Annotated in this window: 9 protein-coding genes; 3 read left to right on the top strand and 6 right to left on the bottom strand. The window is 33.2% G+C overall.

From position 1 onward, the window contains the following. Positions 1-68: 68 nt before the first annotated feature. Positions 69-2597 carry a DNA polymerase I gene (polA, locus tag OOK82_RS03885; RefSeq protein WP_264704469.1) on the top strand — a complete coding sequence of 843 codons (2529 nt, stop codon included), beginning with the start codon at positions 69-71 and terminating at the stop codon, positions 2595-2597. 967 nt (positions 2598-3564) lie between these two features. Then, positions 3565-4455 carry a hypothetical protein gene (locus OOK82_RS03880; RefSeq protein ID WP_406718772.1) on the top strand — a complete coding sequence of 297 codons (891 nt, stop codon included), beginning with the start codon at positions 3565-3567 and terminating at the stop codon, positions 4453-4455. A gap of 8 nt (positions 4456-4463) precedes the next feature. Here OOK82_RS03880 and OOK82_RS03875 read toward each other — a convergent pair whose 3' ends face one another. The 4 genes from OOK82_RS03875 to OOK82_RS03860 form a co-directional block, all read right to left on the bottom strand. Then, positions 4464-5246 carry an exodeoxyribonuclease III gene (locus tag OOK82_RS03875; RefSeq protein ID WP_017532452.1) on the bottom strand — a complete coding sequence of 261 codons (783 nt, stop codon included), beginning with the start codon at positions 5244-5246 and terminating at the stop codon, positions 4464-4466. Beyond that, on the bottom strand, positions 5246-5953 hold the full coding sequence (locus OOK82_RS03870) for a uroporphyrinogen-III synthase (RefSeq protein WP_064085243.1): 708 nt from the start codon (positions 5951-5953) through the stop codon (positions 5246-5248). Before OOK82_RS03870 ends, OOK82_RS03875 begins: the two co-directional genes overlap by 1 nt. A gap of 233 nt (positions 5954-6186) precedes the next feature. Beyond that, a complete protein-coding gene (locus OOK82_RS03865; protein WP_264686679.1) occupies positions 6187-7716 on the bottom strand; it encodes an actin-bundling T4SS effector WalE1 family protein in 1530 nt (509 codons plus the stop codon). 193 nt (positions 7717-7909) lie between these two features. Next, a complete protein-coding gene (locus tag OOK82_RS03860) occupies positions 7910-9958 on the bottom strand; it encodes a coiled-coil domain-containing protein (protein WP_264704468.1) in 2049 nt (682 codons plus the stop codon). A 129-nt stretch (positions 9959-10087) separates the two neighbouring features. On the opposite strand from OOK82_RS03860, the gene OOK82_RS03855 reads away from it, so the two are divergent. Then, on the top strand, positions 10088-11413 hold the full coding sequence (locus OOK82_RS03855) for a phosphomannomutase/phosphoglucomutase (RefSeq protein ID WP_010407162.1): 1326 nt from the start codon (positions 10088-10090) through the stop codon (positions 11411-11413). 130 nt (positions 11414-11543) lie between these two features. Here the strand turns inward: OOK82_RS03855 and OOK82_RS03850 are convergent, their stop codons facing one another. Both OOK82_RS03850 and OOK82_RS03845 read right to left on the bottom strand, forming a co-directional pair. Next, positions 11544-12131: a CvpA family protein gene (locus OOK82_RS03850; RefSeq protein WP_064085309.1), complete on the bottom strand. Its 588-nt coding sequence runs from the start codon at positions 12129-12131 to the stop codon at positions 11544-11546. A gap of 57 nt (positions 12132-12188) precedes the next feature. Further along, positions 12189-12785, bottom strand: a complete 597-nt coding sequence (locus OOK82_RS03845; RefSeq protein ID WP_064085308.1) for a riboflavin synthase — start codon at positions 12783-12785, stop codon at positions 12189-12191.

Below are 12785 nucleotides of genomic sequence, written 5' to 3'. Positions count from 1 at the left end.
ATAGGAAACAAGAGCTTGATTTTTATAGCTAAATAACAGACCATCAAAGGCACACATAAATATCTACAATGAAAGAAAAAACTTTCACAATCATTGATGGTTATGGTTTTCTTTTCAGAGCTTATTACGTTTTGCATCATTTGACTACCACAGCTGGTATTCCAGTAGGTGCTGTGTACGGTTTTCTTAATATGGTTCTGAAGTATATTTCCCATTCGGACTACTTAACTATAGCACTTGATTCTGGCAAAAAAAATTTCAGGCACAGTTTATATTCTGAGTACAAAGCAAACAGAGTAACACCTCCTGAGGATCTAATTCCACAATTTACAATACTGAGAGAAGCGGTAGAAGCTTTTAACTTCAGCTATGAAGAGATTGAAGGCTATGAAGCAGATGACATAATTGCAACACTAGCTGCAAAATATGCCAACCACGAAGACTTTAAAGTAGTAGTAGTCTCATCAGATAAAGACTTATTTCAACTTTTGAATTACAACATTCTAATATTTGATCCTATCAAAAATATATACGTAGATGAAAAACAAGTGATAGAAAAATTTGGTGTAAATTCAAATAAGCTTCTTGATTTATTTTCTCTAACTGGAGATGCATCTGATAACATTCCAGGCGTTCCAGGAATAGGCCCAAAAACTGCAGCTAAATTGCTGGATAAATTTGATTCGTTGGATAACATTATAGAAAACATCAATAACATTGAGCAAACAAGAGTTCGTAATATTCTTACTGAGCATAAGGAAAAAGCACTAATTTCAAGAGAACTTTTGTCACTATGCAAAAAAGTAGATCTTCAACATGATATTGTAAAATATGAAGTCCATCCTCCAAATATGGAAAAATTGTTATCCTTTTTGAAGAAATATGAATTTAATTCATTGATAGGAAAAGTAGAAAAGCTCTTTTCTTATAGTGGATCTAGCACAAAAGAGAAAATAGAATATAGTAGTGAAGAATTAGAAAAATTTTTGGAGCATTGCAGATATGAAGGTAAAATTGCAATTCATTGCCACTTTGAAAACAATAGATTGAACAAAATCTCCTTATCTTGCAGTGAAGATAATATTTTCTACATAGATCAAAGCTGCCTACAAGATGCACTTACTATAATAAATTCAACTTTATTTTCAAATGGGGTGCTTAAAATAGTACATGATATTAGAAAGATCAGAGAAATATTTCCTACAATAGAGAGAGTGCTAGACTCAATTTATGACCTGATGATCATGTCATACAGCCTTGACACAGGTAAGCATGATCACAGCATTCCAAACATAATTGCACACAATTTAAGTAAAAATGTAGAAACTTTCTCGGCAAAAATTTTAATAGCGATCCATGAGAAACTGACACAAAGATTATTTCAGGAAAAACTTTTTACGATTTACGAGCGCTTTGATAGACCTCTCATGAAAGTAATATTTGATATGGAGCAAAATGGAATACTGCTCAATATTCAAAAACTACAGGAATTGTCTGATAAGTTTGAGCAGCTAATTGCTGTACTTGAAAACGATATACATAATTTAGCAGGAGAAAAATTCAACATTGCATCGCCAAAACAATTAAGTGATGTTTTGTTTAATAAAATGGAGCTAAGTAAAAAGAAAAAGTCAAAATCTGGGTCTTATAGCACAAACTCTGAAGTTCTAGAGGCACTTGAAGAGGAGGGGACAGAAATCGCAGGTAAAATTTTAAGTTGGCGACATTCAAGTAAATTAAAGGGTACCTATACTGACACGTTAATAAAACAGGTTGATCCGCTTGATGGTAGAATACATACAAGCTTTTCAATCACTGTGACTGCAACTGGAAGGCTGAGCTCTAGCAATCCTAATTTACAAAATATTCCTATCAGAAGCGAAGAAGGTAGTCTTATCAGGCAAGCCTTTATTGTGCCAAAAGGTTGCAAGATAATTTCTGCTGACTATTCACAAATAGAATTAAAAATCCTGGCACACGTTGCAAATGTTACCGCATTTAAAGAAGCTTTTGCAAACAGGCAAGATATTCATGATATCACTGCAAGACAAGTTTTTGGAGTGCAAGAAATAGATGAGCAATTAAGACGCAAAGCAAAAACCATTAATTTTGGCATTATATATGGCATTAGTCCATTTGGCCTTGCAAAGCGACTTGGCATTACCTTTCAAGAGGCTGCTGAATACATTAATTACTATTTTTCTTGTTACCCAGAAATAAAGGTCTATATGGAAAAAGCAGTATCTATCGCGAGAAATCATGGTTATGTAGAGACTTTGTTTGGTAGAAGATGTTTTGTAAGAGACATCAACAATAAAATTCCTTATCTAAGACAATTTGCAGAAAGGGCAGCAATAAATGGACCACTGCAGGGAACTGCCGCTGATATAATAAAACGCGCGATGATTCGGCTTTTTGATCAGTTAAAGTCAGGTAAAATAATCCTCCAGGTTCATGATGAATTACTTGTAGAAGTGGAAGAGAGCAGAGTGCAAGAAACAGCAAAACTTATGAAAGATATAATGGAAAATGCAGTAGAAATTTCTATACCACTTGAAGTAGAAATAAAAATTAGCGACAACTGGGGCTTTTCTTAATTATACCGTAGACCCTAAGAACCTGTCTTGAAAGGACTTAAGTAGTATCTGTTCAGATGCATGGCTAATGTGTAAATATTGAAGCAAAAGTAATGTCATCCCAGTGCTTGACACTGGGATCCAAATTGCTCACAAGCAACCTAATCATAGATATTAAAAGCAACGCTTTCAATGAGACTACAAAAGGCTGGATTCCAGTGTCAAGCACTGGAATGACACCTTATTGTTGTAAATTCACTTTTACCTTATTTTGCCACACCCCTGAACGGATGCCTTGAGTGGTTAATTTCGTAAGTATAATAGTAGTCATATTAAAGAGTTCTTGAAGTAAGGAGAGTACACTCATACGTCAAGCAAACAACATTTACCTAAAATTCTGTGACATTAGCAGCTTTCTTGCCCCGTTTTCAGTAAACAGTGATTTTGTAATTCTTCTATATATTAGAAAAATTTTTATTTTAATTAGCGTTAAACAATAGGCGCCTATTGGTTTTTAGCTAAAATAAAGGTCAAGTATCTGGAATTCTGAACATAAAATCCCCCTGTGTAAAAAAGATTAGAAAAAAGTGCAGCGCACATACGACAGAGATTAAGTATACGTGTATACACTGAAGAAGATACACTACATTTTTTAATTAATTTGATTGTTTAGTAGAAAAAGTCTGCAGACAAAGATAAGTTTTTGAGCTCTCAAAATATCTCTAACTGTAATTATAATCAGATTTAAAATATATGGAAGCAATTTTTTACATTCCCTTATCATTTGTTACTTTTCTATTTCTTGCTTTATTCTTTTCTTTTTTCCCTTTCAAGACAGGTTCTAAGAAATTTGAATTAATGCGAAAAATATGCTATAATTAAAGCATAGGTTAGTACGGATAGATCAGTTATGACAGGAATACCAATTTCACAATCAAAGAATCAGGAACCTTCGAAGCCACCTGTTCAGGCGGTGGAGAAAAATGAGATGGTCCTCAAGGAGGAACATAGGGTAATTTATGATGACTTTGTGAAAGTGCTACAAGATAAGGCCAAAGAGAATCAAGGAATAACTAATGCTTTCATATCAGTTTATAAGGACATACTACTTAATAATGTCAATCCGGAAAAAATAAGACCACTCAGTGAAGAGAATTTTTGTCAGTTTTTACTTTCTGTATTTAAAGAAGTTAGAGAGAAAAAATTAGCGAACAAAGAGAATGTCAAGAATGTTGAAATAAAGAAAGTAGATGATTGTGTAGCTGATATACGTGGTACAGAAGCTAAGGATTCACTAATAAAACTTGTTGGGTTACCATTGGGAATAAAAATAGACCCGAAAAATATTTCTGATTCTTGTATGAGTGGGCTAAAAGAGAAAATACCATTCTTAGGCGGTGGTAAAAAAGAGGATGATGAACCACTACTTAGTGATGAAGAGATGGTAACAAAGTTCTTACGTAAAGTTTTTCTTCCTATTCTTTTTTCCATTGCTTCAATATTAATTTTTGGTCCTACTACACTTGCGATAATTGCTGCTGTTATTGGTACAATATTTGCTGTAAAGGGAGGAATTGAAGTTCTTTTTTCAAATAATAGGCCAGGTACTTTATATGACCCTAGCTCACCAGATAAAGATGATACAGAAAAGAGAGAAAAATTGAATGAAAAAATTCGCAATGGCATTGATGATATTTTAAAAACCGAAATCAAAGAGATTACTGAACAAATTTCTCAGGGAGACGGAGAGAATAAACAGCATTTTACTTCTGAGCGAGTTTGCAGTCCACGAAAAGAAACACCTGCTACCCTTAAACAACCTACTTTAGATCAGCCAGCTAAAAGTACAGGACAGCAAACAGATTTACCAAATATGTAAGAGGTCTTTTATTGTTTTATAACACATACAACAGGAGTATGATCAGATGGGTTTTCTAGTTTACGCAACCTATCATCTATGTAACATGTTTCCAATTTATCTGCAGCTTGTGGCGATAGCAGCATATGATCTATTCGCATTCCTTGATTGTTTCTGAGTGAATTACCTTGATAATGCCACCAAGTGAATTGTTGTAAGTTGAGGTGAGATATTCTAAATGCATCTTTAAAACCAAGATTCAAGATCGCTCTTAATTTCTCACGCTCTTTTATATGAAAGCACACTTGGCCATTTAATAAATTTGAATCAAAAACATCAATTTCATCCAGTGCAACATTATAATCGCCAGCTATAATAGTTAACTCTTCATTTTTCAACAAAGTGCCCATCCTTTCATATAGGTTATCAAAAAACTTGAGTTTATACTCAAAAGTATGAGAGTCTGGGCTTTGACCGTTTGGAACGTATACACTTCCTACCCTTACCTTATTATTGGTGTGTTTTATCACACACTCTATATAACGTGCTTCTTGATGACTCTCTACAATATCAATTTTAAACTTCTCCAGTATTGGATATTTAGATAAAACACAAACACCATTTCTTGCAACCTGTCCATAGACAGCATATTCATATCCTAATTCTTCTATCTCTGCATAAGGAAATTGCTCTTCTGTACATTTTATCTCTTGCAGCAAAACTATATCTATCTGACTATCAACTATAAAACTACAAAGTTGGTTAATTCTTTTACGTATGGAGTTTACATTCCAAGTTGCAATCTTTAGCATCAACAATCCTTATTAATTATATCAATTAAACTCTCCCCTGTAGGCAACCTCGATGTTATAATTTTTTTCCACTTGATTAACTTTAAACTATCAGCAATGTTTTTACTCATGGTATATGCAACTGTATTATTCATCACAGGAGATAGCCCACTTTTTAGAACTAATGAACAAAATACCCTTGCAGTTTGTGAGGAAAAAAAAGCAACGCTATCAATTTTACCGTCCAATAGTAAATTTTTACACCTATTAGTTAGACTCCTTTTAGTAATTGTTTTATAGAGTACAACTTCTCTTACGTTAAAACCTTCTTCAGATAATCTTTTTTTTAGGTCACATGATACTTCTTGTCCCCTTATATATAAGAACTTTATTGCATTTGAATAATGAGATTTTATGAATGATATCAGACCATCAACGTTGCTGTCTGCTGAGATTATATCGGAAAATCCCAAATTTTTTGCAGCCTGCATAGTTGAATTACCAACTGTAATAATCGAAAAGTTATCCTCTTTGCATATTTGACTGAAAGCCTTTACACTGTTTTTACTTGTAGATATCACAACATCAAATTCGTGCGCGGATATATCAGGATTTAAGTACTTTATTGTGAATACTGGCTCTATAAAAACTTTGTATCCATATTTTTTTAGCGTGCTTCTTGTGCTCAACGAATCTAATAAAGGCCTTGTCAATAAAATAGACTTCATTCTGGTTTATTTCGCTAGCAGTAAAATGATATCCCTTATACACAAATTATTGAATAAAAATTTTATTTTTCAAGTTTCTTGCATAACCTAGAAAAAAGGCAAAAGAAACTCCATAATTGGCCCAGTGCTAGAAAACTGATCTTAAATAAGCGAATGTTTTTGATCAAATGAAAAAAAGATGTTACTCAGTGAGTAACATCTTTTTTAAGAAGATAGATAGTTTTGTTTACTCTCTATATCTTCATTTTTGGAGCTTGATGCTCTACATCGACTTCAGCAGTTACTGTTGAAGAAGGTCCCACCAATTTTTCCAAAGAACCTGTCTTTCTTAAGTTATCTTGGGTTTTTAACTTGCCATTTTTCTCAGTGAACATACCATGTTGCGGAGAAGAACTTGGTGAATTGAACCCACTATCAGAATTACGACGGTAACTGGCAAAGCTAGAAGTTGTAGCAGTACTGTCAGTGCTTAAAGAACCCGTTGAATTGCTTCTTGGCGGTTTCTCCGGAGCAACATAAAAACGGCTATTTCCTATCTCCGCAGATTGTATCTGATCCAACTCAGAATCTTGATATCTTATATAAGTAGCTTCCTCTGGCTTTTTGCCACCTTTTAGTGATGGTAACAACTTGCTCCAAAATGAAGTAGGTTCTTTTACTTCCTTATGCTCATTAGGATTTAATAATTCTGCTTTGCTGCTAACAGTACTTATAGAACTCGTTGAACTACTACCTGATAAGCTATTTTCCAGTGAATTCATAGAACTTGCTTTATGCCTTTTTGCTGACTTATTAAGCCTTTCTAAAGTATTAAAACGAGTATGCTCTTCCTTGCATTCTTTAATAACTTCCTTAATCTCATCATGATATTCAGAAAAAATTTCATATAGGCTGCTATTATCTTTAGCTAACAAATGTTGCAACTTCTTAGCATCTAATTTATTGATAAAATCTATTTGCTGCTTCAATCGGTTGATCAACTGGTCCTTTTTGGCACTGTGTTGACCATCAACAGAATAAGCTTTCTCTAATATTTTTTCCCCCAGCTTAGAAAATATTTTCCTAGTTAAAGCAGAGCTATTCACACCTTTGTCTTCAAAAACTTCCTTGACAAACATTTCCTTTACACTATTAAAACTTCTCGTTTTTTCTTTTGTTTTCAAAATAACAGTTTGATCTTCATTACCTATTGAATATGCGATGCCATCTAAACTAGACATGCTTGCACCACTATCACTCATCTTCCTTCCAAGGTTTTGAATGTTATCCCCCATTTTTCTTAATGTAGAGCTAGCTCTCTCTTGTGTTGCCTGTTTTACAGAACTTGCAGTTTCTTTTACCGAATTCTTGGCATATACAGCACCATCTTTGATTTTTCCGCCAATATGCTTCGCTCCTTCAACTGTTTTTTCTGCTGACCATTTGAGCCCTTTATATCCAGATTGAACTGCTTTTACAGCAACTTTCGCAGCGAAAAATAGAGTAAGACCAACTATAGCACTTGGTATAGCAAGTGTTGCACCAACTGCCAAAAATGGTAACACTGCTGCAAATAATCCACTTGCTGTACCTACTACAAGGGCCTTATCTCCTTGCTTCATCTTGGAGAATTCTGTATCTCCTTTTAACAGATCCATAATTCTGTCTTTTAGCTTCTTGGGATCGTGAATGATATCTGAATTTAATGAAGAATCTTGAATCATTTTAAGATCATCTTGCTTAGTTTCAACAAAATTTGAAGAGTTTTTTTCACTAGGTGACATTTTAAACCTCACTATTAATTAAACATACTAATATTGTATATATCTGATTCTTAAGTTAGGGTTAATTCATCTAACAATGTCCACTTACTCTCAAATGATTTTGCTTGATGTGTTTTTTTGAAAGCACAGAAAATTAGTGATTATTGCAATATAATATCTCGTTTGGATTAGCTATAGTTGAAGTAAAAACTCATCATCCTAAAGGGGTAGATTTTTCCGTAGTCTTAGCAGGAACTGTGTTTGGATTTGATAGTTCTGTATTGACCTTAGTTGGTTCTAATGGAGTTTGCTGTTTTTCCGGTTTATCATTCGGAATTGGAACAGGCCAATCCATAATGTTTTGTGGTATGTTTGTTCGAGCTTCTTCTTCCTTAGTCTTTTTTTGATCTGTTGAAGATGATGCATCAACACCTGTACCTTTAGTAGCTTTTTGTCTTAGTTGTGTGTTTTCTTCTTGTAATTGTTTTAAATTTTTCTTTAACTCATCAATCTCTTTTGTTTTTTGTTTTAATTGTTCAGATATCATTAGTTTGTCCCTAGCCAAACTTTTATTTTCCTTTCCTAATTTACTAATTCTTTTGCTTGAAGATTTATCCGCAGCTTGTGTACCTTGGTCTTGTGTTTTAGGAACTGTAGTTTCGTGATCACTTGCCTGGATTCTTCTACTTTCATATTCAACTTCAGTTTGAGTTGAAGTAGCTACTTTCGCATTTACTTCACTGAACTCATCCGCAAGTGATCTTCCAGATTTAAGTTGCCAAATTTCCCTTTCTAAATTTCCCTTTTCTTTTTGCAGTTGATTTAATTCTCTAGCTAATTGATTTACTTTATCAGTCAATTTTTCGTTTTCATTTTTTGCTTCCATCCATTGTTCTACAAACTGCTTTTCGTGATTATCTTGTGAACCTTCTACCAATATTTTCTTGAGATCATTTTCAAAATTTGTATTCTTTTTTTCTAGTGTACTTAACTTAGCTTCACTTTGCTTAAATTTTTCCTGTAGTTCCGCATTTATTCTATTTGTTGACTGAATCTCACTTTCTTTATCTTTCAATTGATTAATTAAATCTTTTATTCTAGCATTTTTATCTTTTTGACTTTGTTCTAGTACGGTTACTTTTTGTGCTAATCGATCTATGTCTTTATCCTTTTCAGCTAACTCTTTTTCCTTTCTTTTCAATTCATCTTTAAGTCTTGTGACTTCTTTTGCCAAATCTTGCTTTTCCTCGATTAATTGACTTGCTTCTGCTTCACCTTCTTCTGTTATCTTCGTATTACGGCTTTTTAACTCCGCGTTTTCCTTCTTGAGATATGTGTTTTCTTCCTCTAACTCATTTCCTTCTTGTTTGTTCTCTTCTTCATCACTAAACGTATCACTCTCAAATATTTCATCTTCACCATTAAATTCACTACTAATAGACAAAGAACTTCTGCGTGAAGAAGGTGTATTAAGAGAAGAATATCCACTGCTACTTGGTGTAGCTGACTGTGGTGAATCTTTTGTAAATGTTTCCTCTGCTGGTGTTTGCTGCTCGTTCACACTTTTGACCATGTCAGTGAAAGTTTGATATAGAGTTTTGCCATTGATAAAAACTTCTTTATTCTGCTCAACTAATTTTAATACCTCTTCTGGGTCAGTTATTTCTCCAAATTTTGGTTCATCAATCACTCTTTTTATGCCCTTAGAATTTACTTCTACAGTCATGCTACAATCTATGCTATTGCCTTTAGAATCCTTAGCTTGCCAGTTAATGGTCATCTCACATGAGCTTGAACCAGTAAAATCATAGTGCCTTTCGCTGCCTTTTTTGGTTGCAGTTATTTGACTATCTTTCCCTAAAGATAGGTTATAAACCTTGCCTTCGTCACTGACTCTTAAAAGGGTGCTAATCTCTATTGGTTTTTCTTTATTTTCAAATCTAATTTTAAATTCATTATCTTGTGTTGTATATACTAAGAAATTTTCACTTGGTAGAGATTCTGCGAATTTTTTATGTGTTGCATTTATTGATTGCTCAAACTTTTGAAACTCCTCTTTCCACTTTGAACTTACCTGTTCTTTAATGTTCTCATCTTTGTGTAAAGGACCAATAAAGTACCAGATTAAATTTTCTTCTTCTAGTTTTCTGATAAAATCCTGAAAATTTTTGCAAGATTTAATGAAACTTAAAATATCATTTTTCTTTTGCTCATCTACATCTAAACCTTGATTTTCAGCTATAAATAAGTTTTCTTTTAGCATAATTTCTATTTTTAGAGAACTATATTATAATATTAGCATATTTTCTTAAAAAATCAACTAATCTTATAGTTAAATAAACTTGAGTATTTGGCGGGAATGTTATATATTAACCACTCCAAGAAGTGCAGTATGGACAATACTATTATAAGAAAATACGATATTAGAGGTGTGGTAGGCAGAGACCTGCAAATCAGTGATGGGTATGAAATAGGTAGAAAATTCGGTCAAACTGCAGCTAACGTTTGTGTAGGCTATGACAGCAGGATAGATTCACCAAGCATAGAAAAAGAATTAATCAGAGGCTTGATTTTATCCGGTGCGAATGTTATACGCGTTGGGCTCTGTTCTTCACCTATGCTCTACGCTGCAACAATGCAGGCAGATCTTGGGATTATGATCACTGCTTCTCATAATCCCAGAGAATATAACGGCTTTAAATTTTTCAGTAGTAAAAAAGTTTACTCAGATCAAGAAATGAAGGAAATTATAGGCAATACAATTAAAAACAGCACGAAAATTGGAAGCTTAATTAACACGAATATATATAGTGAGTACGTTAACATATTAAAAAATGCGCTCAAGAATAACGCTACACAAAAACTAAAAATAGCTTGGGATTTTGGCAATAGCCCAACAATTGTAAGGTATATTGAAAAGATTTTACCAGATCATATACACATCGTAACCAATAGCTTTATAGATGGAACGTTTCCACTGCATGACCCAGATCCCATAGAAGAGAAAAATCTTGCTCAGTTAATAGATATTGTCAAGAAAGATAAATGTGATCTTGGTATTGCACTTGATGGTGATGGTGATAGGGTACGCTTGATTGATAATAAAGGTAATGTTGTTTCCAATGATCACTTGTTTATGATTTTTTCACGTGAAGTATTGGCGGAACACCCAAAAAGCAAGGTTATTGCCAACGTAAAAATGAGTATGAAAGTGCATGATTTCGTTAGCAAATTAGGAGGGCAAATAATTACCTGTGCCACTGGACACTCACTAGTTAAGAAAAAGATGGTAGAAGAAGGAGCAAAGTTTGCCGGTGAACTGAGTGGACATTTTTTCTTTTCTGAGCTAGGTTTTGATGATGGACTATATTCTGCTATTAAAGCCATTGACATTTTACTTAAGAAAAACCAAAGCCTATCTGAGATGATTAAAGATTTACCAAAGTTATATATCACTCATGAAGTGAAAATTGTAGTGAAGGATGAGAAAAAATTTCAAATAATTGAATCAATAAAGGAGACACTAAAGCAGCAAAACATTGTATTTTCAGAGCTTGATGGAATTAAGGTAACTGATGATAAAGGTTGGTGGCTTCTTAGAGTATCAAATACGCAAAACTGCATAACAGCAAGATGTGAAGGAAATACCTTAGAAGATTTTGAATTCACTAAAAAAGTTTTGTTGTATTACATTGATGAACTAAAATTATACATTTAAATTTTTTTGATGATTTACTTATTCGTCAATGTTTGCAGTTTTGTTTGATTAGTAATAGGAATTGGTAACCTATGGCGCACTGCTGTGGATAACAGCTGTCTAAGCTAATTTAGCTATAGAAAATGAACACTCACTTTTCTTTATTGTTTTGAGATTTTTCTTGATCAACCATTTCCTCACCAATCTCTTTTATTTTTAGTATCAATGACTCTGGTACATACATGTTAATTACTTCTTCTGTTGTCACAAATAAAGCCTGATAAGAGTGTGAATTTATTATCCAATTGGGCAATATGTCTTCTGCGTCTATTTTAGACTCTCCCTCTTTTTTATCATATACTGTGTGGCAATATAAGTGCACAGCAAAAAATAGTACATAAGAAAGCAATATTCCTCTGAGTGCTCCGACAAAGATTCCAGTAACTCTATCCATTAATCCCAACCTTATAGGTGATAATATGTACATTAGCCAGTTATTCATTGTCATGAATGTAAGATTAAGTATGATAAATACAGAGATTGTAGAAAGTATGTTTTGTGTAACTTTAGAGTCAAAATACTTACTATAATTTATAATAAAAAAATCATAGTAACTAGCTGTCAAAAAGACTGATAAGAGCAAGAACATTAATGCACATAGCTCTTTTATAAAACCTCTAGTTATCGATATTATTACACACAAGACAATAATAAAGATAATTAGGCTATCGAAAAACATATTTTGTATCTATATGATTTTCAAGATATAATAGTTGTAAATAACAAAGTTGTAAAATTAATTGTGTTGATATTTTATCAGCTGGTCTAAGTACCGAGCAATCATATCAACTTCTAAATTTAGGTAATTACCTGTTTTGTTATATTGAAAAGTTGTATTTTTCCATGTGTAGGGAATAATGTTCACAGTGAATTCTTGATCGACAACTGAATTTACTGTAAGGGAAACTCCATCTAGCGTTACAGAACCTTTTTTTGCAACAAATTTAATTAATTCTTGTGGGCATGATAGTCTGATTTCATGAGATTCTAAATTTTGATTGATTGTTAAAATTTCTGTTGTGTCATCCACATGACCCTGAACCAAGTGGCCGTCAATTCTGTCACTCAGTTTCATTGCTTGTTCTAGGTTTATTTTTTTCCCTGTTTTCCACGTATTTAAGTTAGAAACCTTCATGGTTTCTTGAGATACTTGAACTGTGAATACATTGCTCATTATGTTGACAACAGTTAAACACACTCCGGAGCAGGATATTGAATCTCCTTTGTTTATAGAGGATAAATTTTGTGTCTCAATATGGAAGATTTGATCAGAGTTAGGGTGGATAGTGATATCAGTTATAGTGCCAATATCTTTGATAATTCCTTTAAACAT

Source organism: Wolbachia endosymbiont (group B) of Apotomis betuletana (assembly GCF_947250475.1).
In the GTDB taxonomy this organism is placed as follows: Bacteria; Pseudomonadota; Alphaproteobacteria; order Rickettsiales; family Anaplasmataceae; genus Wolbachia.
The sequence above is the reverse complement of the archived record's forward strand: the minus strand, read 5'-3'. Positions and strand labels throughout refer to the sequence as shown.